Here is a 26,252-nt window from a genome sequence, read left to right on the forward strand (position 1 = left end):
CGCAATCGGCTTCGCACCGGCCTATGCGGCGCGCATGAGCGACGCGGCGATCGAGATCGAGAACGTCTGCAAGATCTATGCAGGCGGCAAGCAGGCACTCACCGACGTGAGCTTCGACGTGCCGCGCGGCCAGATCTTCGGGCTGCTGGGGCCGAACGGCGCGGGCAAGTCGACGCTGATCAACATCCTGGCCGGGCTGGTGAACAAGACCGGCGGGCGCGCCGCCGTGTGGGGATTCGACGTCGACCAGCATCCGCGCAACGCCAAGGCGTTGATCGGGATCGTCAATCAGGAGATCACCTTCGACCCCTTCTTCACGCCCGCAGAGACGCTGGAGATCCAGGCGGGCCTCTATGGCGTTCCGAAGGGCGAGCGGCGGACGATGGAGCTGCTCCGCGCGATGCATCTGGAGGACAAGGCCGATGCCTATTCGCGCACGCTTTCGGGCGGGATGAAGCGGCGGCTGATGGTCGCCAAGGCGATGGTGCATGCGCCGCCGGTGCTGGTGCTCGACGAGCCGACCGCGGGGGTCGACATCGAGCTGCGCCAGCAGCTCTGGGCCTATGTCCGATCGCTCCACGCGCAGGGCGTGACGGTCGTCCTCACGACTCATTATCTCGAAGAGGCCGAGGAGCTGTGCGATCGGATCGCGATCATCAATCATGGCCGGGTGATCGCCAACGAGCCGACCCGCACGCTGATCGGCATGGCGCAGGAGAAGGTGGTCGAAGTGACTGTCGACCGCGACGTGCCCGCGCCGCCCGAAAACCGCTGTTTCCAGAAGATCGAGCTGAAAGCCGAGCGCACGCTGGCGATCACCTACCGCAAGGATCAGGTGAACGCGGGCGAAGTGCTGGGCGCCGTGCAGGCGGAAGGATATGGCATTGTCGACGTTTCGACGCGCGAGGCGGACCTGGAGGACGTGTTTCTCAATCTCACCCGGGCAGCGAATGCCGGCTGAGGCCCGAGGCCGCGCCGTAGATCCAGCGCCGATGGAATTCGAGCGACCAGTCGAGGGAGGGATCGAAGAAGATCGCCTGAGTCGTACAGGCATCGAGGATCGCAGCGAGATGCGAATCGAAATCGGTACGCGAGAGTTCCACCGGAATCGCGTCGAGCCATGGCTGGAACCGGACGCGCCCGGCCGCCGGTGCCCGAGCGGCCACGAAATCGCGCACGATCCGGTCGCGCTCGTCCCGGGCCGCGGGGAAGGGGACGCTGAGATCGGGCTTCCCCGCATGCCGCGCGATCCGCGCCGGCGTGATCCGCAGCGGCATCAGCGACTTCATGTCGTAGCGATAGCATAGCCGCGCGCGCACTCCGCGCTCGACGAGCATACGCCGGACGTCGGCAAGGTCGCGGCGCATCTGCCGGTTCGTCTCGCGCATCTCCGCGAAGCGCCGCGCGCTGTCCTCACCCGCGACGCAGGACAACACCCAATCGCCGTCGATGCGGATGAGCCAGGGCGCGGGCAGCTCGACGATCCAGATGTCGTTCCAGCAGGGCGCGGCGGCGATCAGCGCCTCCATGTGGCGCACCGCATCGTCATAGGGCAAGCGGAAGCCCACCCAGTCCCGTTCATAGAGCACCGCGACCGGTGCCGTCCGGCTCGCCAGTTCGCTCAGCATGGCGCAGACCGCGGCCGCGCGCGCGGCGGGATCGGTGCCCGTCTCGACGATATGGGGCGACGAGGAGAGATGCCACGGGATTTCGCCCCAGCCCTGCGGCACCCACGCCGGAATCCAAGCCCCCAGCGAATTGATGTCGCCGAAGGTGAAGTCGACTCCCGTCGCCTCGAGCGGATCGAGCGCGGCGGCATAGGCCGTGCGCTGCGCACCGCGCACCGTGGAAGTGGTGCGGCTGCCGCCTTCACGAAGCGCGGCTCGGCGCGCCTCAAGTTCCGCTCGCTTGTCCGCATCCATCGAACACCGCTAGCACGGGGCCGACAGGCGGGCGATAGCGCCTGCGGCACAAGGAAACAGAGTTGAGCGACGCGAGCCATACCACCGAAGTCCTCGTCATCGGTTCGGGCGCGGCCGGGCTGACCGCCGCGCTGAACCTTGCCCAGCGGTTCAAGGTGACGGTGCTCGCCAAGGGCGCGCTCAACGAGGGTTCGACCGCCTGGGCGCAGGGAGGGATCGCCGCGGTGCTCGAGCCGGGCGACACGTTCGAGAACCATGTCGAGGACACGATGCGCGCCGGCGCCGGCCTCAACGACCGCGACGTCGTCGAGATGGTCGTCGAGGACGCGCCGGCGGCGATCGCCCGGCTGGTCGAGCTGGGCGTTCCGTTCAACACCGAAGGCAATACGCTGCACCTTACCCGCGAGGGCGGGCACAGCCACCGCCGCATCGTCCATGTCGACGACGCGACCGGCTGGGCGGTGCAGGAGGCGCTGCTCCGCGCCGCTCGGGCCCATCCGAACATCACGCTGGTGCCCGACCGAGTGGTGATCGATTTCGCCACGAGCCGCCACGAGATGCGCTATTCGGGCGCGGGAAGCGTGTGGGGCGTCTATGCCTGCAATCGCGCGACCGGGCGCGTCGAGCTGTTCACCGCGCGCGCCACTGTGCTGGCGACCGGCGGCGCGGGGCGGACCTACCGCTTCTCAACAGCCCCGCGCGGCGCCACCGGCGACGGGATCGCGATGGCGTGGCGCGCGGGATGCCGCATCTCCAACATGGAGATGATGCAGTTCCATCCGACCTGCCTCTACAATCTCGACGTCAAGAACTTCCTGATCACCGAGGCGGTGCGCGGCGAGGGCGGGCAGCTGCTGCTGCCGCCCGACGCCGAGGACGAAGCGGGGCACCGATTCATGCCGGGCTTCGACGCACGCGGGGAGCTGGCGCCGCGCGACATCGTGGCACGGGCGATCGACCATGAGATCAAGCGGCTCGGGCTCGATTTCGTCCATCTCGACATCAGCCATCGGGGCGCGGAGTTCGTGAAGGGCCATTTCCCGACGATCCACCAGCGACTGCTCGAGCTGGGGATCGACATGACCCGGCAGCCGATCCCGGTGGTGCCGGCGCAGCACTATACCTGCGGCGGCGTGGTGATCGACCGGAACGGGCGAACCGATCTGCCGAACCTCTATGCCGCGGGCGAAGTGTGCGAATCGGGGCTGCACGGGGCCAATCGCCTCGCCTCGAACAGCCTGCTCGAGTGCTTCGTGTTCGGCGAAGCGGCGGCGAACGACATCGCCGCGCGGTGGAGCGACTTCGCGCCGCCGCCCGCGATCCGCCCTTGGGACGAGAGCCGCGTGACCGATTCGGACGAGGAAGTCGTCATCAAACAGAACTGGACCGAGATCCGCCGGTTCATGTGGAACTATGTCGGCATCGTGCGCACGACCAAGCGGCTCGAGCGCGCCGCGCACCGCATCAAGCTGCTCGGCGACGAGATCGCCGACTATTACGGCCATTTCCGCGTGACGCCGGACCTGATCGAGCTGCGCAACCTGCACCAGGCAGCCGACCTGATCGTCCGCTCGGCGCTCCACCGCAAGGAGAGCCGCGGACTGCACTATACGCTCGACTATCCCGAGACGCTCGACGTGGCGGTGGATACGGTGCTGGTGCCCTAGGCGCGCCGCTCCGCCTCCGCCTGGTCGGGCGGCGGGTCGTCGGCAAGCAGGCCGAGCCGCCGGATCAGCCACGGCATCGTCAGCCCCTGAACGAAGATCGAGAAGGCGACGACGGCGAAGGCGACGGTGATGATCGTCTCGCGCTCGGGAACGGTTGCCGGCAGCGCCAGCGCCAGCGCGAGCGCCAGTGCGCCGCGCAGCCCGCCCCAGAAAAGCACGTGCTTGTACTTCCAGGGAACGCGCAGCCGCGTTCCCGCAAAGGCGACCATCACCGGATAGACCGCCGCCGCGCGTCCGACGAGCGAGAGCAGCGCCGCGACGGCCGCGATCCCCAGCACATGGCCGATCGGCATTGCGACTTCGCGCCCGCCGATCAGGATGAAGATCAGCGAGTTGACGAGAAAGGCGACGAATTCCCAGTGGTTGAGCACTCCGGCACGCCCGTCGTCCGAAATCGATCCGAGAAAGCCGTAGTTGCCGACGATCAGCCCTGCGGTGAGCGTCGCCAGCACGCCCGAGAAATGGAAATGCTCGGCCAGCAGGAAGCTCCCATAGGCGATCAGCATGGTGAGCGTGACTTCGACCAGCCGATCCCGCGTGCGGCCGGCCAGCAGGATCAGCGGCACCGCGACAAGCGCGCCCGCGGCGATGCCGCCGGCAATCGTCTCGACCAGCTCGAGCGCGATACCCGTCGCGCCGGTCTCGGCGCCGGCGGCGATGCCGACGAGGATCGCAAAGGCGACGGCGGCGACGCCATCGTTGAGCAGGCTTTCGGATTCGACCAGCAGGTGCAGCCGCTTCTCGACGCGCAGCGCCTTGAACGCCGCGATCACCGAAACCGGATCGGTGGCCGCGATCAGCACGCCGAAGAAAGCGGCGCCGATCCAGCTCCATCCGACAAGCCAGTGCATGCCCACCGCGACCACTCCGGCGGCGAGCAGAACGCCGATGGTGACCAGCGTGACCAGCAGCGGCAGCTCGCGGCGAAACGGCCGCCACGGGATCTGGATCGCCGCCTCGAACACCAGCGGCGGCAGGAAGACGAAAAAGATGAGCTCGCGAGTCAGCGGCAGATCGATACCGAGCGGCAGCAGCGCGAGGGCAATTCCCGCCGTGACGAGGCCAACGCTGTACGGAAGCCGCAGCCGATGCGTGGCGATCGCCACCAGCGAGGCGACAAACAGCAGCAATCCCAAGGTGGTAACCTCGAACGGCGCCATTCATTTGCCCCCTGTTCACGTTCTGCCGCTATGATACGGGCATTCGTCGCAACGCATGCAACCAACTGCTTGTTGCGTGAAGGTGGCACCGCCATTGTCATGAACGGGCAAGGGGCAGATCGACCGTGAAGAAGCTAGAGCGTTTCACCATCACTCAGCGCGCGATGACCGTCGCCGGCCTGGCGCCGGCGCTGCTCGTCGGCTGCGCCGTGACCGAGCCGCCGCGCGCCGCCGGCCACGTGCCGCCGGGCTATGTCGCATCGATGCCGGTCCCGCCGCCCGCACCGGCGCCCGCGCCGCCCCCGCCGCCGGTCGCACCGGCGGGGCTGGTAGCGAACGTCAGCCATCTCGCCCGCACCTTCGACGGAATCGTCGGAATCGCAGTGCGCAGCATCGATCAGGGCTGGAGCGTCACTGCGAATGCCGACCAGCCGCTGCCGCAGCAGAGCGTGAGCAAGCTGTGGGTGGCGATGACCGTGCTCGAAGCGCGCGACCAGGGCCGGCTGACGCTCGACGATCCGCTGGTGATCGGCAAGGACGACCTGACGCTGTTCCACCAGCCGATCGCGAGCCTGGTGGGCGACGAAGGCTATCATACGACGGTGCGCGACCTGCTGCGCCGGGCGATGACCTCAAGCGACAATACCGCGAACGACCGGCTGCTGCGCTATGTCGGCGGACCCGAGGCAGTGCGCAGCTTCATCGCGCGCCACGATCTGGGATCGATCCGCTTCGGGCCGGGCGAGCGGCTGCTGCAGAGCGGCACCGCGGGGCTCGAGTGGCGGCAGGAATATTCGCTCGGCCGCGCCTTCTACCAGGCACGCGCGGCATTGCCCCGCGACGTGCGGCTGGCGGCATTCGAAGCCTATCTCGCCGATCCGCCCGACGGCGCTTCGGCCGGAGCGATCGCGAATGCGCTGGCGCGGCTGAAGCGCGGCGAGTTGCTGTCGCCCGAATCGACCGCATGGCTGATCACGACGATGGAGGCCTCGCGCACCGGACGCCAGCGGCTGCGCGGGGCAGTGCCCGCCGGATGGGACTTCGGGCACAAGACCGGGACCGGCCAGGACCTGCTGGGCCGCACGGCGGGCTATAACGATGTCGGCATCCTCACTGCTCCCGACGGCCGCTCCTATGCGGTCGCCGTGCTGATCGGCGTGACGCCGCAGCCGATCCCGGTGCGGCAGGACCTGATGCAGGCGGTGGTCGCATCGGTGGTTGCAAGCCACCAGCGCTGACGCGCGACCGCAGATCACATCTCGCCCCTGCCGATGCGCGCTGCTAAGCCGCTGGCATGGGCAACCATCTCTATCTTGTCGACGGTTCGGGCTACATCTTCCGCGCCTATCACCGGCTGCCGCCGCTCACCAACAAGCATGGCGAGCCGGTGGGCGCCGTCTATGGCTATACCACCATGTTGTGGAAGCTCGCCGACGAGCTGCACAAGGCGGACGGGCCGACGCATATGGCGGTCATCCTCGACAAGTCGTCCAAGTCGTTCCGCAACGACCTCTACGATCAGTACAAGGCGCATCGGCCGCCGCCGCCCGAGGATCTGGTCCCGCAATTCCCGATGATCCGCGACGCGACGCGCGCGTTCAGCCTGCCGTGCATCGAGGAGGAGGGCTGGGAAGCCGACGACCTGATCGCCTCCTACGCCAAGGCGGCGCTGGCGCAGGGCTGGCAAGTGACGATCGTCAGTTCGGACAAGGACCTGATGCAGCTGATCGAGCCCGGGCTCGACCTCTACGACACGATGAACAACCGGCGGCTCGGGCCCGAGCATGTGCTCGAGAAGTTCGGCGTCGAGCCCGGCAAGCTCGGCGAAGTGCTCGCGCTGATGGGCGACAGCGTCGATAATGTGCCTGGCGTCCCGGGGATCGGCCCCAAGCGCGCCGCCGAGCTGATCCAGCAGTACGGCGACGTCGAGGCCGTGCTGGCCGCGGCGCCGGACATGAAGAAATCGAAGATGCGCGAGAATCTGATCGAGCATGCCGAAGCCGCCCGGCTGTCGCGCCGGCTCGTCGAGCTCTCGTGCGACGTGCCGCTGCCCGATCCGCTCGACCAGCTCGCGCTGCAGGGCATCCCCGACGCGCCGCTGCGCGCCTTTCTGGAACATCACGGCTTCAAATCGCTGCTCGCGCGGCTTTCCGCCGTCGCCGATGCGCCGGTCGACAGCCCGACGCCGGTGCCGATCGAGGAAGATCCGCCGTGCGACCACGACAAATATGAGACGGTGACCGACGAGACGGCGCTCGAGCGCTGGATCATCGCCGCGCGGCACCAGGGATGGGTGGCGATCGACACCGAGACCACGGCGCTGGGCGCGATGCACGCCGATCTGTGCGGGATCAGCCTGGCGCTGCACCCCAATCTCGCCTGCTACATCCCGGTCGCGCACGGCGGCAGCGATATGTTCGCCGAAAAGCCGCAGCAGCTCGATCGTGACTATGTCATCGCGAAGCTGAAGCCGCTGCTCGAGGATCCGGCGGTGCTCAAGATCGGGCACAATCTGAAATACGACATGATCGTGCTGGCGCGGCTGGGGATCGACGTCGCGCCTTATGACGACACGATCGTGATGAGCTTCGATCTCGATGCGGGGCTGCACGGCCATGGCATGGACGAGCTGGCGGCGACGCATCTGTCGCACAGCTGCATCGCATTCAAGGAAGTGGTGGGCACCGGCAAGAAGCAGCTCGGCTTCCACGAAGTCGATCTCGCCACGGCCACGCGCTACGCCGCCGAGGATGCCGACGTGACGCTGCGGCTGTGGCGCCGGTTCCGCCCGCGGCTCGCCTATGAGAGTGCGACGCGCGTCTATGAGATGGTCGACCGGCCGCTGGTGACGGTCCTCGCCGGGATGGAACGCGCCGGGGTGAAGGTCGATGCCGGGGCGCTGGCGAAGCTTTCCGAGGAATTCTCGGGCCAGATCGCCGCGCTGGAACGCGAGATCCACGATCTCGCCGGCACCAGCTTCACGATCGGCAGCCCCAAGCAGCTCGGCGACGTGCTGTTCGAACAGCTGGGGCTGAAGGGCGGCCGCAAGGGCAAGTCCGGCGTCTATTCGACCGACGTCAACGAGCTGGAGCGGATCGCCGCCGACAAGGACCAGCCGAAGGGCGCGGCGATCGCCGCCAAGGTGCTCGACTGGCGCCAGCTGTCGAAGCTCAAATCGACCTATACCGATGCGCTGCAGAACGAGATTAACCCGGAGACGGGGCGAGTCCACACCAGCTACAGCCTGACCGGCGCGCAGACCGGGCGGCTTTCGTCGACCGACCCCAATCTGCAGAACATCCCGATCCGCACCGAAGTCGGCCGGCAGATCCGCGACGCCTTCGTCGCCGAGCCGGGCAACGTGATCCTGGCCGCCGACTATTCGCAGATCGAGCTGCGGCTCGCCGCGCATATCGCCGACGTTCCGGCGCTGCGCCAGGCGTTCGAGAACGGCGACGACATCCACAACATGACCGCGCAGGAGCTGTTCGGCGAAGTGAATCGCGACACCCGCGGCCGCGCCAAGACGATCAACTTCGCGATCCTCTATGGCATCTCGCGCTGGGGCCTCGCCGGACGGCTCGACGTGACACCCGACGAGGCGCAGGACATGATCAACCGCTATTTCGAGCGGTTTCCCGGGATCAACCGCTATATCGCCGAGACGCTGACGCTGGCGAAGGAGCGCGGCTATACGACCACGCTCTTCGGCCGGAAGACGCATTTCCCGCGGATCAAGTCGCCCAACCAGAACGAGCGCGCCGGCAGCGAACGCGCCGCCATCAACGCGCCGATCCAGGGCACCAGCGCCGACATCATCAAGCGCGCGATGGTCCGGATGCGCCCGGCGCTCGAGGACGCGGGCTTGCCGCGGGTGCGGATGTTGATGCAGGTTCACGACGAACTCGTGTTCGAACTGCCGGAGGGGGATGTTGAGGCCGCAAAGCCGGTGATCGAGCGCGTGATGGCGACCGCGGCCGAGCCGGCGGTGCAACTCAGCGTGCCCCTGGGTGTCGAAATCGGCGTCGGCCCCAGCTGGGGTGCGGCGCATTGAGGCGCTGGTTTGCAGCATTGGGATCGCTCGCGCTCTTCGCGAGCAGCGGCGCCGCTGCGCAGGACGATGTACGACTGACGCTGGCCGAGGCGCGGGGCATGTCTCCCGATGCGCTCGCGACTCGGCTGCTGGGCACGGCGGTGGCGGCAGACTATCCCGAAGCCGATGTGCACGGCGACGGCGGCGGCATGATCCCGGCACCCGGCCTGAACTACATCACCTTCTATCGAGCTCCCGTTCCGGCCGGGTTTCCCGGTTTGTGCCGTGTCGACGGGCTAGTCGTCCGGTTCGAGAATGGTCCGCCTAATTCGCGCTCCGATGCACCTCATCGTGTCGTGGGGCGCGACGCCTTCACGCGATACCTGATGCTGGCACCCGGCACCGCAGAGGGCCGTCCGGCTACCGATGCCGCCGGCTGTGCGGCACTGGCTCCGGTGGCCGGGCGCACGGCACCGCGGCTCTTTTCGGTGCGACCCGACACCCCCGAATCGGCCTATTTCGCTGCGCGCGCCGCCGCGACCGCGGTTGGCGAGGCGGAATCGCTTCGTGGCAGGATCCGGTGCAACGACATGGGCTCCGATGCACCCGCGTCGTGCCGTTCGCCATCTGAGGCACTCGCCGGCTTCCCCGTCGCGGATGTCCATGCGTTCGAAGTCGCACGCTGCGACGGCGAGCGCCTGTGCGTCACCGCCCATTGGCGGCAACAACTAGGATTCGGGTGCTCCCCCGTGGTCGACGTGACCGTCGAGACATCGGCTCGCCGGACCGACCCTTCTCCGGAGATCAGAATCCGCTCGGTCGATTATGTTGCCGGAACGCTTTGTGTCGACTGAACCGGCGGGCACGTCCGACGACATCGCGACGCTCGCCAAGGGCGGCCGGACCAACATCCTCGGATTCGTCCTGCGGCTGGCCGCGCGGCTGCCGTTCCTGTTCATCGCCGGGCGAGTCTATGGGCCGGAAATCGTCGGCCGATTCGCGCTGGCGGTGCTCGTCATCGAAATCGCGGCGCTGCTTGCCACGCTGGGCCTGAAGCGCGGGCTGGCGCAGGCGCTGGCATCGACCGATCGGCCGCACAGCCATGTCGTGTGGGACGCGATGGTGGTGGCATTCATCGCGTCGATCGCAGCAAGCGCACTGCTCTTCGCGGTCCCCGAGATCATGTATCCGAACAGCCAGGTACAGGGGATGGAGCGGTTCCTGTCGCTCGCGGTGATCGCCGTCGCCTGGTCCGACGTCTCGCTCGCGGCGCTTGCCTATCGCCACAACATCAAGGCATCGGTGACGGCGCGCGCGATCGTCGAGCCGTGGACGATCAGCATCGCCGCCTGGGTGCTCTCGTACATCTCCGCGCGCGACGGACTGATCATCGCCTATGTCGTGTCGATGACCGCGGCGCTGTTCGCCTCGCTCTATCCCTTCATACGCGAATATGGCCTGCCGCGCGGCTGGGTGCCGCATCCCAGCGCGATCTTCGCGCTGGCGCGGCGCAACGTGCCGCTGGCGGGCGCCGACGCGATCGAATGGGGCACGCGCAACGTCGACCGGTTCATCCTCGGCCTGCTGTTCGTGCCCGAAGTGGTCGGCATCTATTACATGGCGCAGCAGGTCGCCTCGCTTCCGCAGCGGCTCAAATCGAGCTTCGATCCGATTCTGGGGCCGGTCGTCACCAAGAGCCTGGCCGAAGGCGATCTGGCCGCCGTTGCACGCCAGGTACGGCAGGTCGGCTTCTGGATCATCGCCGCGCAGGCGGCGCTGATGGTGATGTTCGTGATCCCGGCCGAAGGCGTGATGGGGCTGATCGGTCCCGAATTCGTGATCGGCGCGGGCGCGCTCGTGGTGCTGCTCGTCGCCGAGGTGCTGGCGTCGCCCGGTGCGGTGAGCGAAGTGGGTCTCGTCTACACTGCGCGGCACCGCAATCTGATGATCTCGCTGCTCGTGCTGGGGCTGCAGGTGGCGCTGAGCTTCGCGCTCGTCTTCCTGATGCGCGACTTGGCTTGGCCGCGTGAGTATCAGGCGGCGGGGCCGGCGGTCGCGCTGCTGATCTCGGTCACGATCGGCTCGGTAGCCAAGAGCTGGGTGCTGAGCCGGATGCTGGGCGCGAATGTCGTCAGCTTCCGCTGGGCGTTCGTTTGGGCGATCCTTACCGGCGGCGTCGTCGGCATGGCCTTCGCCTCGCTCCCCCCGGAATATGAATGGGCCGAGCTGAGCATCGGCATGCCGGCGATCCTAGTGAGCTACCTCTACGTCATCATCAAATTCGCGTTCGGACCCGAAGACCGGGCGCTGTTCCGCAAACTGCCGAAGAGCAGCGGGCCGACATTACCGGTGGAGGAGAAGCTCTGAGCCGGCTTCGCCCGCCGATCAGTGGCGGAAGTGACGCATTCCGGTGAAGACCATTGCCAGCCCGGCCTCGTCCGCAGCGGCGATTACTTCGGCGTCGCGGATCGATCCGCCCGGCTGGATCACTGCGGTGGCGCCCGCTTCGACTGCGGCGAGCAGCCCGTCGGCGAACGGGAAGAAAGCGTCCGACGCGACCGCCGAACCGATCGTGCGCGGCTGCGCCCAGCCGGCCTTTTCCGCTGCGTCCTTCGCCTTCCATGCAGCGATCCGCGCCGATTCGAGCCGGTTCATCTGTCCGGCACCGATGCCGGCGGTCGCCCCGTCGCGCGCATAGACGATCGCGTTGGACTTCACATGCTTGGCCACCGTCCAGGCGAAGCGGCAGTCGGCGAGTTCCTGCGCACTCGGCTGCCGCTTGGTCACAACCTTCAGATCGGCCGCGGCGAGCATGCCATTGTCGCGCGACTGGACCAGCATGCCGCCTGCGATCGACTTCATCGTCAATCCGCCCCGCGCGGGATCGGGAAGCGCGCCGGTGAGCAACAGCCGCAGATTCTTCTTCGCGGCGAAGATCGCGCGCGCCTCGTCGCTGGCATCGGGCGCGGCGACGACTTCGGTGAAGATCTCGGTGATCGCACGCGCCGTTTCGCCGTCGAGCGGGCGATTGACCGCCACGATGCCGCCGAACGCCGACACGGTATCGCAGGCGAAGGCGGCGCGATATGCCTCGAGCAGCGTGTCGCCCGAAGCGACGCCGCACGGGTTGGCATGCTTGACGATGACGACCGTCGGCGGACCGTCGCGGAATTCGCTGACCAGCTCGAGCGCGGCATCGGCGTCGTTGAAGTTGTTGTAGCTCAGCTCCTTGCCCTGTAGCTGCTCGGCCTGGGCGATGCCGCGTACGCCCGGCGCCTGAGGCAGATACAGCGCAGCCGACTGGTGCGGATTCTCGCCGTAGCGCAGCTCCTGCCCGCGCGTGAGCGCCACCGAGATGCGATCGGGCAGCGCCTGCCCGTGATCGGCAAAGGCGAACCAGCCGGCGATCGCCGCGTCATAGGCGGCGGTGGCGGCGAAGGCCTTGGCCGCCAGCCGCTTGCGCGTCGCAAGGCCGAGGCTGCCGCCGCTGCCCTCCAGCTCGCCAAGGACAGCGCGATAATCGGCGGGATCGGTCACGATCGCGACGAAGGCGTGGTTCTTGGCCGCCGAACGGACCATCGAAGGGCCGCCGATGTCGATGTTCTCGATCACCGTCGCGCGGTCCGCGCCCTTCGCGACCGTAGCCTCGAACGGGTAGAGATTGACGCAGACCAGATCGATCGCGCCGATGCCGTGCGCTTCCATCGCCGCGACATGATCGGCGTCGTCGCGCACCGCGAGCAAGCCGCCATGGACCATCGGATGCAGCGTCTTGACGCGGCCGTCCATCATCTCGGGGAAGCCCGTGAGCTCGGACACGTCGCGCACCGCGAGCCCCGCGTCGCGCAGCGCCTTCGCGGTGCCACCGGTCGAGACCAGCTCGGTACCGGCAGCGGCGAGTGCACGGGCAAAGTCGACGATGCCCGTCTTGTCCGAAACGGAGAGGAGCGCGCGGCGAATGGCGATATCGGTCATGGCGCGGGCTAATGGGCAAGCCGCGCCCGGCTGGCAAGGGCTAGCGCGCGCGGTGGAACACCCAGCTCACGCTGGTGCCGCCCGGCGCCGCCTCGCCACTGACGACGAGCTGCTGGCTGGGGATCGCGCGGCCGTTGCCGTCGATCCAGATACTGTCCTCGATCGCGAGCGCACCGCCGCGGCAGCGGAACTGCCACAACGCACTGGCCGGCGTGCGCAGGATCGCCGCCATGCCGTCGGCGGTGGGCGAGATTTCGACGTGGGGCGAGAGATGGAAGCGGATTGCGAATGGCGGCGCCTGTTTGCGCCGGCGCTTGTCGGAGGGAAGCAGACTGTCCTCGCCACGCACGTCGCGCCCGTCCGACGAAAGCGCGACGAGCCGCCGGTGAATGAGGCCATAGCGCCGCGCATAGCCGTCGTGGCTCGCTTCGATCCGGCTCGAATTCTCGCTCTCGTGGCGGCTGAGCTCGACTTCGCCGACCCCGCGGCCGAGCGTGCCATCGGCGTGGATGGCAGTCGAATTGCTGTCGCCGACGACCAGCGTCGAGTGGGCGGCGGTGGTCCGCAGTCCCTCGGCGAGCGCGGCAGTGGCGGCCATGCGCGCGCCGCCGCAGTTGACGACGATGCGGTCCGGCCCGTCGGAGAGCTCGAACGCCAGCGTGGAAGCACAGCCGCCCTCCACCAGCCGCGCGACCGGCGGGGGCGCGGCATCCATGATCAGCACTGTCTTCTGCGCGGACAGGCGCTGATAGCCCCAGTCGCGCGCCTGCTTGAGCGGCCGAGTGCGAATTCCAGTGGCTTCGACAATCTGCTCGAGTACCGCGCCGGGGACGGGGCCGGCGCCCTGCCAGCTCGAAAGCCCCTTGTCGCCGTGGCACACGCCAAGCAGCGCCGTCACCATCCGCGCCAGCGCCACTTCGACGAAGCCGGGCGGGTCGAGCCGGCGCGCCGCATAGCCTTCGCACAGCATGGCAAGGAGCATCACCGCGTCGAGCTGTGCTGCCGGCGAACGCGTGACGATGCCGCCATCGTCGAACACCGAGAGTTCGAGCGCCCGCTGGAGGCCCGCCTCGCCGAACGAACGGCGCGGATCCCCCCCGGGGATCATCAACCCGGCGACCAGCACGCCGCACCAGGCGGCGATGCGCGGCGGCCCCACCTGCACGCGATCGGCGGCGCGATCGAGATGACGCGCGCCCCGCGCGAGCGCGTGCAGCACCGCCGAGCGATAGACGAGATCGGTGCTCGAAAGGATCAGCGGAGCATGCGCCGTCCAGAACAGGATGCGCCGGCCCCAGAGATCGGCCCGCCAGGCGGTTTCGGACACTTTCTCGGCATGGGCGGCGAGCCAGGGGCGCATCATCGCTTCGGCGACCGGCGCCGCACGGGCGCGCGTGGTGACCGTCGACAGATCGCGTAGCCAGGCGAAGCTGTGCAGATATTCGCCGAACGGCTTCGACCAGTCGGCGCGGGCATAGTCGAGCCCCGCGATTTCGCGGCTCTCGCCTCGAAACGTCACCATCCCGTCGAGCAGCGCATTGCCCCTGGCGGGATCGCCCAGGAAGGGATCGTCGGCGACGGCGATCAGCTTGAGCGGATGCCGCCCCCGCAGCCGCATGGTGTGGAGCGGCGTGCGCCAGGTGAGCCGCTGAAGCCGCTCAGACACACGCTCGGCGAGCGAGAGGCCGCGATCGCCGCCCAGACGGATCAGCCGCTTGCCTTCCTCGATGCCGTCGGCTTCGGGGGATTTCGGCGGCTGTTCCAGCATGCCGCTCACGCGCCCCGCAGCGCCCGGATATTGTCGGCGTACCGATCCGGCCCGCCGGTGAAGGTCGCGGTGCCGGCGACCAGCGCATCGGCTCCGGCGGCGATCGCCTGCGGCGCCGTCTGGCGGTCGATGCCGCCGTCGACTTCCAGGTCGATCGGGCGCCCGCTCGCGTCGATTCGGCGGCGCAGCTCGGCGATCTTGTCGAGCTGGCTCGGCAGGAACTTCTGCCCGCCGAAGCCGGGGTTCACGCTCATGACCAGAATGAGATCGACCATGTTCATCACGTGATCGAGCACCGAAACAGGCGTGGCGGGATTGAGAACCACGCCGGCGCGCTTGCCGAGCGCCTTGATCGTCTGAAGCGTGCGGTGGAGATGCGGGCCCGCCTCGGGATGGACAGTGATCGTGTCCGCCCCGGCCTCGGCGAACGCCTGGAGGAAGGGATCGACCGGAGCGATCATCAGATGCACGTCGAACGGCTTGGCGGTGTGCGGGCGCAGCGCCTTCAGCACCGCCGGCCCGATCGTGATGTTCGGCACGAAATGCCCGTCCATCACGTCGATGTGGATCCAGTCGGCTCCGGCCGCATCGATTGCGCGCACTTCTTCGCCCAGCCGGGCGAAGTCTGCGGAGAGGATCGATGGCGCAATGCGGACAGCAGGCATGGCGGGAACCCTTAGCATGGCCTGAACCGCCCGCAACGGGGTTCGCGAGACTTCAGCGCACGCGCACCAGCGGCGCGATGAAGAAACCATCGAGCCCGCCCTGCCCGGCCAGCATGCCCGGAAGGATGCGGAGCCAGCCGCGCGGGTCGATCCCGACGCCTGCAGGCATGGCGTCACTCGACGGCGGATCGAGCGTGAAATCCTGGTTCTCAGCCAGAAAAGCTTCGATCTGCTCCTCGCCTTCCATGGGCTCGAGCGAACAGGTGGCGAAGACCAGCCGGCCGCCCGGGCGGACCCAGCGCGCGGCACGGGCGAGAAGCAGACGCTGCAACGCCGCCATCTCGGCGACCAGCGCGGGGCGAACGCGATGCAGCACGTCGGGATGGCGGCGGAAGATGCCGGTGGCGCTGCACGGAGCATCGAGCAACACCGCATCGGCGGCAGCGCCAGGCTCCCAGCTGCGCAGATCGGCTGCGATCACTTCGGCCGAAAGGCCGGTGCGGCACAGATTCTCGGCAAGTCGCGCGAGACGACTTTCGGACGAGTCGACACTGGTGACTTCCCAGCCCGCCGCGGCGAGCTGCAGCGTCTTGCCCCCGGGAGCCGCGCACAGATCGAGCGCCTTGCCCGCCCCCGGTCCGAGCAACCGGGCGGGAAGCGACGCGGCGAGATCCTGCACCCACCAGGCGCCTTGCACATAGCCGGGCAGATCGGGAACCGAAGCCCCCGCAGGCAGGCGAACATGGCCAGGCATCAGCGACTCGCCCCCGAGCGCCTCGATGGCGGCCGTGTCGGCGGGATCGCGCAGGCTGAGGTCGAGCGGCGGCGGGGCGGCGATCGCGCGTGCGGACTCGCCGACCATGGAATCACCCCAGGCCGCCTCCCAGCGCTCGGCAGCGGCGGGCGGCAGCGTCGGCACCTCGGGCAGCGCTGCGCCGCTGCGCATCAGCGTGCCGAACACGCCATGGACCAGCTTGCGCGGCCCGCCATCGACGAGCGGCAGGACCGTCGAGATCGCCGCATGCGGCGGCGTACCGAGTGCCAGCGCCTGGACCAACGCGATTCGCAATGCGGAGCGCGCCTTCGCGTCATGGGGAAGCGGCCGCGCCGTCGCCGAATCGATCAGCGCATCGAGATCGGGCAGGCGTCGCAGTGCCTCTGCGGCAATGGCGTGGGCGAGCCCCCGGTCCGACGGCGCCAGCTTCCCTGCGGCAGCTTCGAGTTCGGACTCGAGCGCCAGACCGCGGCGCAGCACCGCGTCGAGAAGCCGCAGCGCCGCACGACGCGCGGGAACGCCAGGGGGCTCGGCCGGGCGCGGTGCCGGTCGTGTGCGGGTGTTGCGGGAGCTCACTTAGTCGCGGCGCAGCGGATCGAGCGCGCTGGCAGGCCGGCGGCGCGTACCGGTGCGGGGGACCGAAGCGACACCAGGACGCGCGGCGACGACCGGTTGAGCGGGCCAGGAAGACGAAGCCAGCGCCGTGCCCGTGCGGGTGGTGCCACCCATCTGCTGAGCGAGCCGTTCGAGTTCGGCGATCCGATTCGCCGTGTCGGGATGGGTCGAGAACATATTGTCGCCGCGCCGCGCGAGGCCGGGCACGATGTAGAGCTGCGAGGCAGCCGGCACCCGTTCGGCGACCGGATTGGGAATCCTCCGCGCGCCGCATTCGAGCTTCGCCAGCGCCGAGGCGAGCGCCGCAGGGTTGCCCGAAATCTCCGCACCCGCGCGATCCGCGCCATATTCGCGCGTGCGGCTGATCGCCATCTGCACGATCATAGCCGCGAAGGGAGCCACGAACACTGCCATCAGCCCCGCGATTCCCGCGCCGCGACCATCGGCACCGCGAAAGAACAGGCCGAAGTTCGCGAGCATCGAAATCGCACCGGCAATGGTGGCGACCATCGTCATGATCAGCGTATCGCGATTGCGGACATGGCCCAGCTCGTGCGCCATCACCGCCGCGATCTCGTCGCGATCGAGCATGTCGATCAGACCCGTGGTGGCGGCAACGGCGGCATGATCGGGATCGCGCCCAGTGGCGAAGGCATTGGGGTGCGGCGATTCGATCAGATAGACCTTCGGCATCGGCAGCTTGGCGCGCATCGCGAGATCGCGCACCAGCCGGACGAACTCGGGCGCGCTCGCCTCATCCACTTCGCGCGCATTGTGCATGCGGAGCACGATCTTGTCGGCATTCCAGAAGGTGAAGAGGTTCATGCCCGCGGCAAACAGCAGCGCGAGCATCATCCCGGCGCGACCGCCGAGGGTGAAGCCGAGCGCCATGAACAGCGCCGTCAGCGCCGCGAGCAACATCGTCGTCTTGAAACCGTTCACTTGAACCCACTCCTTGTCCGACCAATGTGGTGCGCGACGCCGCTCAAATCAATTCGGAACCAGAGCCATGGGCAAGCGCCCCGACCATGTGAAACCGCCCGCCTATCTGAGCGCGAACACGCCGGTGCCCGAGCCGCGGGCACCCGCGCCCGACGCGGGGGACCAAGACCCGCTGGAACGCGATCCGACTCGCTATGGCGATTGGGAGAAAAAGGGCGTGGCGATCGACTTCTGAGGCTCACAAGCCGGGCGCGAGCCGCGCGGCGAGCTTGCCGACGGTGTTCCAGTTGCGCGCCGTCGCCACCTTTGGGAAGCCGAGTTTCGCCATCGCCGGCTGGAGCTGCGAGCGCGCCTGCCCGTCGCGATAGTCGATGTAGAGTTCGCGCCCGCGCGCGTGCAGCCGCTCGGAGACGGAGTAGCGCTCGGCCAGCGCATCGAGCAGCGCCGGATCGGGCGGGGTCCGGTGAAACAGCACGACGAGCCTGTTCGGGCGTTCGCGGGCCGCGTCCGGAAAGGGATTGGCAGCCATAATGTCGCGCAGCTCGCGCCCGTCGCGGACGAGGAAATCGATCGGAAAACCGAACTTGGCCGCCGCCTCCTGCTCGAGCGCGGCTTCGAGCGCGGCGGAGTCGCGCTGTTCGGTCGAAATCAGCGCGTTGCCCGATGCGAGCAGAGTCGCGACGTCGGCAAACCCCAGCGATTCCAGCATCGCGCGCAGATCGGCCATCGCGAGCGTCCGCCCGCCTACGTTGACGGCGCGCAGCAGCACCGCCCAGCGCTTCACACGCCTTCTTCGCGCAGCGGACGGTTGAGCAGACCGTCGACGACGTCCGCCACTTCGGCGCCGTCGAGCAGCGCGCACACGGCCTGCGCGACCGGCATGTCGACGCCCGCCGCCAGTGCGGCCTCGCGCAGTACCGGCGCAGTGAAGGCGCCTTCGGCCACGGTCTTGCGATCCGCCAGCAGGCTCTGCGCGCTTTGTCCCCGCCCGAGCCCGACGCCGAGCGAATAGTTGCGCGAGCTGGTCGACGAGCAGGTGAGAACGAGATCGCCCAGGCCGCACAGGCCGGCGAGCGTTTCCACTCGCGCGCCGCGCGCCACGCCGAAGCGAGTCATTTCGGCAAAGCCGCGCGCGATCACCGCCGCACGCGCATTCTGGCCTAGACCGGCCCCCTCGACGACGCCGCAGGCGATCGCGAGCACATTCTTCACCGCGCCGCCGATCTCCGCCCCCACCACGTCCGACGAGACATAGGGGCGGAACGAAGGCCGCGCGATCACGCCGGCGAGTTCGTTGGCGCAGTCGATCGGATCGGCGGCGAGCGTGACGGCGGTGGGCAGGCCGGAGGCGACTTCGTGCGCGAAGGTGGGTCCGGAGAGCACCGCGATTCGGGAGCCCGGCACTTCCTCGGCCGCGACATGGTGCAGGAACTGGTGCGATCCCGCCTCGATCCCCTTCGAGCAGAGGATCAGCGGCTGCCCCCTGCCGGGCAGTTCGCGGAGCACCGCGCGCATGTGCTGCGCCGGCGTCACCACCAGGATCGGATCGGCATCGGCGAGATCCCCGAGCTCCTGCGTCGCGCTGACGTTCGGCGAAAGCGGAATACCAGGCAGAAAAACGGTGTTCTCGTGGCGTTCGTTGATCGCGTCGACCACTTCCGCCTCGCGCGCCCAGAGCCGAACGGCGGTGCCTCCCGAGGCCAGTACCTGTGCAAGCGCAGTGCCCCAGGCACCGCCGCCGATTACTCCGATCGTCATGCCTTCACTCCCGCACCGCGCACCTTTTCGCCTGTCGGATCGAGCGGCCAGCGGGCGCGGGCCGGCACGTCGAGCGGATCGGTGAGCCCGGCACCGAATCGCTCGGCGCCCGCCCAGGCGATCATCGCCGCATTATCGGTGCACAGCCAGAGCGGCGGCGCGACGAACCGCAGATCGCGGCTGGCAGCGAGCCCCTCGAGCGCAGCGCGCACCCCCTGGTTGGCCGCGACGCCACCCGCGACGACCAGCGCGCTGACGCCGACGCCCGCCACCGAATCGAGTGCGCGGGCAGTGCGATCGAGCAGACAGTCGATCACGGCCTGCTGGAACGAGGCGGCGATATCCTCGGCGCGGTGGGTGCCTGCGTCGCGCGCGCGCGATACGGCGCTCTTGAGGCCGGCGAACGAGAAATGCGGCTCGTTCGATCCCAGCAGCGGGCGCGGCAGCGGCACCGCGCGCGGATCGCCCTTTCGCGCCGCCTGCTCGACCGCGGGGCCGCCCGGAAAGCCGAGCCCGAGCAGCTTCGCCGTCTTGTCGAACGCCTCACCCGCGGCGTCGTCGATCGTGGTGGCGATCCGCCGGTAGCGGCCGACGCCTTCGACCAGCAGCAGCTGGCAATGGCCGCCCGAAACGAGCAGCAGCAGATAGGGAAAGGCCAGATCGGGATCGGTCAGGCGCGGCGAGAGCGCATGTCCCTCGAGATGGTTCACCGCGACCAGCGGCTTGCCACCCGCCAGCGCGAGCGCCTTGCCGGTGACGAGCCCGACCATCACACCGCCGATCAGCCCCGGCCCCGCCGTCGCCGCGACTGCATCGACATCGGCCAGCGTCACTCCCGCCTCGTCGAGCACCGCCTCGACCAGTGGGCCCAGCATTTCGACATGCGCGCGTGCCGCAATCTCGGGAACGACACCGCCATAGGGGGCATGCTGGGCATCCTGCCGCGCGAGCCGATGCGCACGGATCGTCCGATCGCTCGCGACCAATGCCGCGGCCGTCTCGTCGCAGCTCGATTCGAGGCCCAGGATCAATGCCATCGCTTCCATCTAGAGGCGCCGGCCGCTAGCACAAGCGGCATGCCCAGCCCCTTTCGCATCGGAACGCGCGGATCGCCGCTCGCGCTCACTCAGGCCAATATGGTGCGCGACGCGCTGATCGGCGCGCACGACTGGGCGGAAGATGCGGTGGAGATCGTGACCATCCGCACCACCGGCGACCGGGTGCAGGATCGTGCGCTCGCCGAAATCGGCGGCAAGGCGCTGTGGACCAAGGAGCTCGACCGCGCGCTGCTCGACGGCGAGATCGACTGCGCCGTACATTCGATGAAGGACGTGGAGACGCTGCGGCCGCCGAGCGTCACGCTGGCCGCCGTGCTGGCGCGAGCGGATGTGCGCGACCGGCTGATCGGTGCCGATTCGATCGAGGCGCTCCGGCAGGGCGCACGTCTCGGCACCAGTTCGCCGCGCCGCGCCGCGCAGCTGCGCAAGCTGCGACCCGACCTCGAGATCGTCCTGTTCCGCGGAAACGTCGATACGCGGCTCGCCAAGCTCGCGGCGGGCGAGGCCGACGCGACTCTTCTCGCCGCCGCGGGGCTGGAGCGCCTCGGGCGGCACGATATCGGCGTGCCCGTGCCGGTTGACGTCATGCTGCCGGCGCCCGCGCAGGGGGCGGTCGGCGTCGAAGTGCGCAGCGACGACCAGACCGCGGTCGAGCGGCTGGCGGCGATCGATCATCCCGAGACGCGTGCCTGTGTCCTCGCCGAGCGTGCCCTGCTCGCGGCGCTCAAGGCCGACTGTCATTCGCCCGTGGGTGCGCTGGCGACGCTGGACGGCGCGATCCTGACGCTGCGCGCCGAATTGCTGTCGGAAGACGGGCAGGCGCATGTCCACGGGCAGGAAGCGGGCGCCCCGCGCGATCCGAAGCTTCCGGAGATCATGGCGCGCGACCTGCTCGCCCGCGCCCCGGAGACGGTGCGGCGGCTGTTCGCGGGATGAGCCGCCCGATCGCCGTCCTGCGACCGGAGCCGGGCAACCGAGTGACGGCGGCTGCAGTGGAGGCGACCGGACGCCGGGCGATCCGGCTTCCGCTTTTCGACGTCGTGCCCGTCCCCTGGCAAGCGCCTGATCCGAGGGAATATGACGCGCTGCTCCTGACCAGTGCCAACGCCGTCCGCCATGCCGGACCCGAACTGGCCGCATTGCTGGCGCTGCCGGTCCATGCGGTGGGCGAAGCGACTGCGGCGGCCGCGCGGCGCGCCGGGTTCGTGGTGGCGGCGATCGGACACGACGGCGCGCACACCCTGATCGCCGCTGCCGCCGGGGCAGGCGTTCGCCGGGCGCTGCATCTCGCCGGGCGCGATCGGCTGATCGAGCAGGGCGGGATCATCGCCGACGTGCGCACTGTCTATGCCAGCGAGCCGCGCGAGATCGCGGAAGCTGCGGCGCAGCGGCTGTCTGGTGCCGTCGCGATGGTCCATTCGCCGCGCGCGGCCGCGCGACTCGCGGCGGTGCTCGACGCGTCGCGCGTCGCGCGTGGCAGCGTCGCCGTCGCGGCGATCAGCGAGCGGACAAGAAGGGCCCTGGGAAGCGGCTGGGAGCGCGTGGCGGTGGCGGCAGTTCCGGAAGACGACACGCTCCGGGACGTCGCCCTCCGCCTCGCCGATTGACCGCGGCCGCCGGCGCGGGAATAAGGGCGCCATGAGCCGCGACGAGCCTACCGCGCTGAAGCCGGCCCGCGGCCTTTCCGCACTGGGAACAACGATCCTCGTCGGCCTGCTGGCCTTTGTGGGCGGAATTGCCGCGACCGCCGCGCTGATTCACTTTTCCGGGATGGGGCCGTTCGGGAGAACGCCCGCGCCCGTGGAGACTGAGGCCGCCCCCGCCGAAGCCGTGGTCGCGCCGCCGCTTCCGGCAGGAACCGACCTTGCCACGCTCAATGCGCGCGAACAGATGCTGGCCGGCCGCCTCGACGAGCTCGAGGAACGGCTGGTGGCGGTCCGCAGCGCGTCGCGAGTCGCCTCCAGCTATGCCAATCGCGCCGAGGGGCTGCTGATCGCCTTTGCGACGCGCCGCCTGCTTGATCGCGGCCTGCCGCTTGGCGGCGTGGAAGGGCAGTTGCGGCTGCGCTTCGGCGCATCGCACCCTGAGGAAGTCGCCGCGATCCTGCGCGCGGCCAACGATCCGGCGACGCTGGAGGATCTCCGCCTTGCGCTCGATGCGATCGCGCCACGGCTCATCGCCGGCGGCCCCGATGAGGGCGTGTGGTCGCGCGTGCGGCGGCTGTTCAACGATCTCGTCGTGCTGCGCCAGGAAACCTCTCCCAGCCCGCGCCCCGCCGACCGGCTGCGCCGCGCTCGGCGCGTTCTCGAAGCCGGGCAGGTGGAAGCGGCTCTCGCCGAGATCGCCCATCTGCCGGGCGCGGAAAATGCCGAGAGTTGGATCGCGGCGGCGCGACGCTATATCGCGGCTCGACAGGCGCTAGGCGATATCGAACTGGCGGCGATGCAGGCGCCCGGGGCACCGCCCGCACCACCTTCGGCGTCGGCGCCGGTGGTGCAATCGGAAACTTCGGCAGCCGCCGCCGAAACGGAATAGGACAGGACGCATGGCAGAAATGGGCCGGTTTGACTGGCAGGACCCGTTCGCTCTCGACGCACAGCTCACCGAGGAAGAGCGGATCGTACGCGATACCGCGCATGGCTATGCGCAGGAGAAGCTGCTGCCGCGCGTGACGAAGGCGTTCCTCGACGAGAGCTTTGATCGCGAGATCATGCGCGAGATGGGCGCGCTGGGTCTGCTCGGCGCCACGATCCCCGAAGCCTATGGCGGCGCGGGGCTCGGCTATGTCTCCTATGGTCTGGTCGCGCGCGAAGTCGAGGCAGTCGATTCGGGCTATCGCTCGGCGATGAGCGTGCAGAGTTCGCTCGTGATGCACCCGATCCACGCCTATGGCACCGAGGCGCAGAAGCAGAAATTCCTGCCCAAACTCGCCACCGGCGAATGGGTGGGCTGCTTCGGCCTGACCGAGCCCGATGCGGGATCCGATCCCGGCGGCATGCGCACGCGCGCGGAGAAGATCGACGGCGGCTATCGCCTGAGCGGCTCGAAGATGTGGATCACCAATTCGCCGATCGCCGACGTTTTCGTCGTCTGGGCGAAATCCGATGCGCACGGCGGCGGCATCAAGGGCTTTGTGCTCGAAAAGGGCATGAAGGGGCTCTCCGCTCCCAAGATCGAAGGCAAGCTGTCGCTTCGCGCCTCGATCACCGGCGAGATCGTGATGGACGGCGTCGAAGTCGGCGAGGACGCGCTGCTGCCCGAGGTGCAGGGGCTGAAGGGGCCGTTCGGGTGCCTCAATCGCGCACGCTACGGAATTGCCTGGGGCAGCATGGGGGCGGCCGAGGCCTGCATGCGCGCCGCGCGGACCTACACGCTTGACCGCGCGCAGTTCGGCAAGCCGCTCGCGGCCAACCAGCTCGTCCAGCTGAAGCTGGCGAACATGCAGACCGAAATCGCGCTGGCGCTGCAAGGCTGCCTGCGCGCCGGCCGCATGTTCGACGAAGGCACGCTGGCGCCCGAGGCGATCAGCATCCTGAAGCGCAACAATTGCGGCAAGGCGCTGGAGATCGCCCGTGTCGCGCGCGACATGCACGGCGGCAACGGCATTTCGGCCGAATTCCATGTGATGCGCCACGCGATCAACCTCGAGACCGTCAACACCTATGAAGGCACCCACGACGTGCACGGGCTGATCCTGGGGCGGGCGATCACCGGCATCGCGGCGTTCTGATGAACCTGCAGCCGACGCTCCGCGGCGCGCTCGTGACGCTCGAGCCGACGGTCGCCGGCGACTGGTGCGCGCTGTTCGCCGCGGCGGCGGACCCGGAGATATGGGCCCAGCACCCCGCCTCGGACCGCTGGAAGGAGCCGGTGTTCCGCGCCTATTTCGACGATGCGCTGGCGAGCGGCGGCAGCCTCACGATCCGCGATCGCGCGAGCGGAGAGGTGATCGGCGCCAGCCGCTACGCCAATCACGACCTGCAGCGCGACGAAATCGAGATCGGCTGGACCTTCCTCGCACGACGCTTCTGGGGCGGCCCGGTCAACGCCGAGGTGAAGCGGCTGATGCTCGATCATATTCTGGCCGAAGTGCATGCCGCGGTGTTCGTGGTCGGCGCGGAGAACCTCCGGTCGCGGCGCGCCATGGAGAAGATCGGAGGCGTAGTCGAGCAGGGGCGCACGCAGCGCGGCGACGGTTCGCGGATGGACCGTCACGTCTTCTATCGAATCGCGCGCGAGCATGGGGCGGCCGCGGCATGAGTGTCGCCTTCCGCCGCGAGAGCGACGACGAGCACAAGGAGCCCGAGTTCGAGCTGCCGATCCCGGTCGGACCGAATCTGGTGACCGAACGCGGGCTGGCTCTGATCGAAGCGAAAGTCGCCGAACTGAAAGGCGCCGTTGCCGCCGAAATCGACGAGGCGGCGCGCAAGAAGCTGGAGCGCACGCTCCGCTATTGGTCCACCCAGCATGCGACCGCGCGCATCGCCGATCGCCCCGAGGCGGGCGAAGCCGGAATCGGATCGCTGGTGACAGTGCGCCGCGCCGGACGGACGCAGCGGTTCCGGATCGTCGGGCACGACGAAGCCGATCCGGCGAGCGCGCTGCTCGCGTTCACGGCGCCGCTGGCGCGCGCGGTGATGGGCGCGATGGCGGGCGAGCGCGTGGCCTTCGGCGGGAGCGCGGATGCCCTCGAAGTGGTGGAGGTCGCGTGAAACCGCTCGAGGGCATTCGAGTGGTCGAGCTGGCACGCATCCTCGCCGGCCCGTGGTGCGGCCAGTTGCTCGCCGATCTCGGCGCGGAAGTGATCAAGATCGAGCGGCCCGGAACCGGCGACGACACGCGACACTGGGGGCCGCCGTTCCTGCACGACGCGGAGGGCAACAGCCTCGACGCCGCCTATTTCCACTCGACCAATCGCGGCAAAAGCGCCCGCTTCATCGATATCGCCACGCCGGCCGGGCAGGCGGAGGTGCGTGCGCTGGCCGCCGAGGCGGATGTGGTGATCGAGAACTACAAAGTGGGCGGGCTCGTCAAATACGGCCTCGACTCCGCCAGCTTGCGGGCGGCGAATCCTCGGCTGATCGTCGCCTCGATCACCGGCTTCGGCCAGACCGGCCCCTATGCACATCGCGCCGGCTATGACTTCATCATCCAGGGCATGGGCGGCTTCATGAGCCTGACCGGCGAGCCCGACGGCGCACCGCAGAAGGCCGGGATAGCCTATGCCGACATCTTCACCGGCACCTACACGGCCGTCGCGGTGCTTGCGGCGCTGCGACGCCGTGACGTCACCGGCGAAGGCGCGCACATCGACATGGCGCTACTCGATACGCAGGTTGCGGTGCTGGCGAACCAGGCGCTCAACTGGATGGCATCGGGCACGGTGCCGCACCGGATGGGCAACGGCCACGCCAATCTGGTGCCGTACCAGGCATTCGCCTGCGCCGACGGCGAGCTGATCGTCGCGGTCGGCAACGATTCGCAATTCCGCCGGCTCTGCGCCGTGCTCGGACTCGACCTCGGCGAGGATCCGCGCTTCGCGACCAATCCGGGCCGTGTCGAGAACCGTGCCGCGCTGATCCCGCTGCTCGCCGCCGCAATCAGGAGCTGGGAGAAGGCGGCGCTCTACGAACGGCTCGAGGCCGCGGGCGTACCGGCAGGGCCGATCAACCGAGTCGACGAAGTGTTCGCCGACCGGCAGGTGCAGGCGCGCGGCATGCGGATCGCACCGGGCGGGCTCCCGGGCGTCGCCAGCCCGATCGTGATCGACGGGGTGCGCATGACGAGCGGTCGGCCCAGCCCTCCGCGGCCCGCGAACGACTAAGCAGTCGAGGCGCGCAGCCGGGTAGCTGTT

At 68.9% G+C, this 26,252-nt stretch carries 24 protein-coding genes; 14 read left to right on the forward strand and 10 right to left on the reverse strand.

The features are described from left to right. Positions 1-34: 34 nt before the first annotated feature. A complete protein-coding gene (locus tag H7V21_RS09115; RefSeq protein ID WP_188056451.1) occupies positions 35-961 on the forward strand; it encodes an ABC transporter ATP-binding protein in 927 nt (308 codons plus the stop codon). On the opposite strand, the gene H7V21_RS09120 is transcribed toward H7V21_RS09115, so the two are convergent. Next, on the reverse strand, positions 936-1,922 hold the full coding sequence (locus H7V21_RS09120; RefSeq protein ID WP_188053233.1) for a hypothetical protein: 987 nt from the start codon (positions 1,920-1,922) through the stop codon (positions 936-938). The genes H7V21_RS09115 and H7V21_RS09120 overlap by 26 nt on opposite strands. Before the next feature lie 62 nt (positions 1,923-1,984). On the opposite strand from H7V21_RS09120, the gene nadB reads away from it, so the two are divergent. Beyond that, complete coding sequence (gene nadB, locus H7V21_RS09125; RefSeq protein WP_188053235.1) at positions 1,985-3,589, forward strand: L-aspartate oxidase; 1,605 nt, start codon at positions 1,985-1,987, stop codon at positions 3,587-3,589. On the opposite strand, the gene H7V21_RS09130 is transcribed toward nadB, so the two are convergent. Continuing rightward, positions 3,586-4,809 carry a cation:proton antiporter gene (locus H7V21_RS09130; RefSeq protein ID WP_188053237.1) on the reverse strand — a complete coding sequence of 408 codons (1,224 nt, stop codon included), beginning with the start codon at positions 4,807-4,809 and terminating at the stop codon, positions 3,586-3,588. The two genes, nadB and H7V21_RS09130, sit on opposite strands and share 4 nt — an antisense overlap. A gap of 164 nt (positions 4,810-4,973) precedes the next feature. Between H7V21_RS09130 and H7V21_RS09135 the strand changes: the two genes are divergently transcribed. From H7V21_RS09135 to H7V21_RS09150, 4 genes are read left to right on the forward strand one after another with little or no spacing between them, the layout of a single operon-like run. After that, positions 4,974-6,047 (forward strand): serine hydrolase, encoded by a 1,074-nt coding sequence (locus H7V21_RS09135; protein ID WP_188056452.1) that lies wholly within the window; start codon positions 4,974-4,976, stop codon positions 6,045-6,047. A 56-nt stretch (positions 6,048-6,103) separates the two neighbouring features. Continuing rightward, a complete protein-coding gene (gene polA, locus H7V21_RS09140; RefSeq protein ID WP_188053239.1) occupies positions 6,104-8,863 on the forward strand; it encodes a DNA polymerase I in 2,760 nt (919 codons plus the stop codon). Further along, on the forward strand, positions 8,860-9,696 hold the full coding sequence (locus H7V21_RS09145; protein ID WP_188053241.1) for a hypothetical protein: 837 nt from the start codon (positions 8,860-8,862) through the stop codon (positions 9,694-9,696). The genes polA and H7V21_RS09145 overlap by 4 nt, the downstream gene beginning before the upstream one ends. After that, positions 9,668-11,209 carry a lipopolysaccharide biosynthesis protein gene (locus H7V21_RS09150; protein ID WP_188053243.1) on the forward strand — a complete coding sequence of 514 codons (1,542 nt, stop codon included), beginning with the start codon at positions 9,668-9,670 and terminating at the stop codon, positions 11,207-11,209. Before H7V21_RS09145 ends, H7V21_RS09150 begins: the two co-directional genes overlap by 29 nt. An 18-nt stretch (positions 11,210-11,227) precedes the next feature. On the opposite strand, the gene purH is transcribed toward H7V21_RS09150, so the two are convergent. From purH to htpX, 5 genes are read right to left on the reverse strand one after another with little or no spacing between them, the layout of a single operon-like run. Continuing rightward, positions 11,228-12,817, reverse strand: a complete 1,590-nt coding sequence (purH, locus tag H7V21_RS09155; RefSeq protein ID WP_188053245.1) for a bifunctional phosphoribosylaminoimidazolecarboxamide formyltransferase/IMP cyclohydrolase — start codon at positions 12,815-12,817, stop codon at positions 11,228-11,230. A gap of 40 nt (positions 12,818-12,857) precedes the next feature. Then, the gene (locus tag H7V21_RS09160; RefSeq protein WP_188056453.1) at positions 12,858-14,585 is read right to left on the reverse strand and encodes a heparinase II/III family protein; all 1,728 of its coding nucleotides are present in this window, start codon (positions 14,583-14,585) and stop codon (positions 12,858-12,860) included. A gap of 5 nt (positions 14,586-14,590) precedes the next feature. Further along, the gene (rpe, locus tag H7V21_RS09165; RefSeq protein ID WP_188053247.1) at positions 14,591-15,250 is read right to left on the reverse strand and encodes a ribulose-phosphate 3-epimerase; all 660 of its coding nucleotides are present in this window, start codon (positions 15,248-15,250) and stop codon (positions 14,591-14,593) included. Positions 15,251-15,302: 52 nt separating this feature from the next. Then, complete coding sequence (locus H7V21_RS09170; protein WP_188053249.1) at positions 15,303-16,601, reverse strand: RsmB/NOP family class I SAM-dependent RNA methyltransferase; 1,299 nt, start codon at positions 16,599-16,601, stop codon at positions 15,303-15,305. Then, entirely contained in the window at positions 16,602-17,582 is a 981-nt protein-coding gene (gene htpX / locus H7V21_RS09175; RefSeq protein ID WP_188053252.1) for a zinc metalloprotease HtpX, read from the reverse strand. Positions 17,583-17,649: 67 nt separating this feature from the next. Here htpX and H7V21_RS09180 point away from each other — a divergent pair, with 67 nt between their 5' ends. Next, entirely contained in the window at positions 17,650-17,817 is a 168-nt protein-coding gene (locus H7V21_RS09180) for a DUF1674 domain-containing protein (protein WP_188053253.1), read from the forward strand. 3 nt (positions 17,818-17,820) lie between these two features. Here the strand turns inward: H7V21_RS09180 and H7V21_RS09185 are convergent, their stop codons facing one another. The 3 genes from H7V21_RS09185 to tsaD are packed head-to-tail and all read right to left on the reverse strand — an operon-like array spanning position 17,821 to position 20,377. Beyond that, positions 17,821-18,366 carry a DUF1697 domain-containing protein gene (locus H7V21_RS09185; protein WP_188053255.1) on the reverse strand — a complete coding sequence of 182 codons (546 nt, stop codon included), beginning with the start codon at positions 18,364-18,366 and terminating at the stop codon, positions 17,821-17,823. Next, positions 18,363-19,340 carry an NAD(P)H-dependent glycerol-3-phosphate dehydrogenase gene (locus H7V21_RS09190; RefSeq protein WP_188053257.1) on the reverse strand — a complete coding sequence of 326 codons (978 nt, stop codon included), beginning with the start codon at positions 19,338-19,340 and terminating at the stop codon, positions 18,363-18,365. Before H7V21_RS09190 ends, H7V21_RS09185 begins: the two co-directional genes overlap by 4 nt. Then, positions 19,337-20,377 carry a tRNA (adenosine(37)-N6)-threonylcarbamoyltransferase complex transferase subunit TsaD gene (gene tsaD / locus H7V21_RS09195; RefSeq protein WP_188053259.1) on the reverse strand — a complete coding sequence of 347 codons (1,041 nt, stop codon included), beginning with the start codon at positions 20,375-20,377 and terminating at the stop codon, positions 19,337-19,339. Before tsaD ends, H7V21_RS09190 begins: the two co-directional genes overlap by 4 nt. A 39-nt stretch (positions 20,378-20,416) precedes the next feature. Between tsaD and hemC the strand changes: the two genes are divergently transcribed. From hemC to H7V21_RS09230, 7 genes are read left to right on the forward strand one after another with little or no spacing between them, the layout of a single operon-like run. Further along, positions 20,417-21,334: a hydroxymethylbilane synthase gene (hemC, locus tag H7V21_RS09200; RefSeq protein WP_188053261.1), complete on the forward strand. Its 918-nt coding sequence runs from the start codon at positions 20,417-20,419 to the stop codon at positions 21,332-21,334. Continuing rightward, a complete protein-coding gene (locus H7V21_RS09205) occupies positions 21,331-22,005 on the forward strand; it encodes a uroporphyrinogen-III synthase (protein ID WP_188053263.1) in 675 nt (224 codons plus the stop codon). Before hemC ends, H7V21_RS09205 begins: the two co-directional genes overlap by 4 nt. Before the next feature lie 31 nt (positions 22,006-22,036). Further along, positions 22,037-22,933, forward strand: coding sequence for a hypothetical protein (locus H7V21_RS09210; protein ID WP_188053265.1), 897 nt, complete (start codon positions 22,037-22,039; stop codon positions 22,931-22,933). A gap of 10 nt (positions 22,934-22,943) precedes the next feature. Next, positions 22,944-24,128 (forward strand): acyl-CoA dehydrogenase, encoded by a 1,185-nt coding sequence (locus H7V21_RS09215; protein WP_188053267.1) that lies wholly within the window; start codon positions 22,944-22,946, stop codon positions 24,126-24,128. After that, positions 24,128-24,658 carry a GNAT family N-acetyltransferase gene (locus H7V21_RS09220; protein WP_188053269.1) on the forward strand — a complete coding sequence of 177 codons (531 nt, stop codon included), beginning with the start codon at positions 24,128-24,130 and terminating at the stop codon, positions 24,656-24,658. Before H7V21_RS09215 ends, H7V21_RS09220 begins: the two co-directional genes overlap by 1 nt. Beyond that, entirely contained in the window at positions 24,655-25,110 is a 456-nt protein-coding gene (locus tag H7V21_RS09225) for a GreA/GreB family elongation factor (protein ID WP_188053271.1), read from the forward strand. Before H7V21_RS09220 ends, H7V21_RS09225 begins: the two co-directional genes overlap by 4 nt. After that, positions 25,107-26,222, forward strand: coding sequence for a CaiB/BaiF CoA transferase family protein (locus H7V21_RS09230; protein WP_188053273.1), 1,116 nt, complete (start codon positions 25,107-25,109; stop codon positions 26,220-26,222). Before H7V21_RS09225 ends, H7V21_RS09230 begins: the two co-directional genes overlap by 4 nt. The last annotated feature ends 30 nt before the right edge of the window (positions 26,223-26,252 follow it).

This window comes from Sphingosinithalassobacter sp. CS137 (assembly GCF_014334115.1).
Classification (GTDB): Bacteria; Pseudomonadota; Alphaproteobacteria; order Sphingomonadales; family Sphingomonadaceae; genus Sphingomonas.

Coding starts and splice junctions, on each gene's coding strand:
- H7V21_RS09115 (WP_188056451.1), top strand. CDS start 35: ATGAGCGACGCGGCGATCGAGATCGAGAACGTCTGCAAGATCTATGCA.
- H7V21_RS09120 (WP_188053233.1), bottom strand. CDS start 1,922: ATGGATGCGGACAAGCGAGCGGAACTTGAGGCGCGCCGAGCCGCGCTT.
- H7V21_RS09130 (WP_188053237.1), bottom strand. CDS start 4,809: ATGGCGCCGTTCGAGGTTACCACCTTGGGATTGCTGCTGTTTGTCGCC.
- H7V21_RS09135 (WP_188056452.1), top strand. CDS start 4,974: ATGACCGTCGCCGGCCTGGCGCCGGCGCTGCTCGTCGGCTGCGCCGTG.
- polA (WP_188053239.1), top strand. CDS start 6,104: ATGGGCAACCATCTCTATCTTGTCGACGGTTCGGGCTACATCTTCCGC.
- H7V21_RS09150 (WP_188053243.1), top strand. CDS start 9,668: ATGTTGCCGGAACGCTTTGTGTCGACTGAACCGGCGGGCACGTCCGAC.
- purH (WP_188053245.1), bottom strand. CDS start 12,817: ATGACCGATATCGCCATTCGCCGCGCGCTCCTCTCCGTTTCGGACAAG.
- H7V21_RS09160 (WP_188056453.1), bottom strand. CDS start 14,585: ATGCTGGAACAGCCGCCGAAATCCCCCGAAGCCGACGGCATCGAGGAA.
- rpe (WP_188053247.1), bottom strand. CDS start 15,250: ATGCCTGCTGTCCGCATTGCGCCATCGATCCTCTCCGCAGACTTCGCC.
- H7V21_RS09180 (WP_188053253.1), top strand. CDS start 17,650: ATGGGCAAGCGCCCCGACCATGTGAAACCGCCCGCCTATCTGAGCGCG.
- H7V21_RS09190 (WP_188053257.1), bottom strand. CDS start 19,340: ATGACGATCGGAGTAATCGGCGGCGGTGCCTGGGGCACTGCGCTTGCA.
- tsaD (WP_188053259.1), bottom strand. CDS start 20,377: ATGGCATTGATCCTGGGCCTCGAATCGAGCTGCGACGAGACGGCCGCG.
- hemC (WP_188053261.1), top strand. CDS start 20,417: ATGCCCAGCCCCTTTCGCATCGGAACGCGCGGATCGCCGCTCGCGCTC.
- H7V21_RS09205 (WP_188053263.1), top strand. CDS start 21,331: ATGAGCCGCCCGATCGCCGTCCTGCGACCGGAGCCGGGCAACCGAGTG.
- H7V21_RS09210 (WP_188053265.1), top strand. CDS start 22,037: ATGAGCCGCGACGAGCCTACCGCGCTGAAGCCGGCCCGCGGCCTTTCC.
- H7V21_RS09215 (WP_188053267.1), top strand. CDS start 22,944: ATGGCAGAAATGGGCCGGTTTGACTGGCAGGACCCGTTCGCTCTCGAC.
- H7V21_RS09220 (WP_188053269.1), top strand. CDS start 24,128: ATGAACCTGCAGCCGACGCTCCGCGGCGCGCTCGTGACGCTCGAGCCG.
- H7V21_RS09225 (WP_188053271.1), top strand. CDS start 24,655: ATGAGTGTCGCCTTCCGCCGCGAGAGCGACGACGAGCACAAGGAGCCC.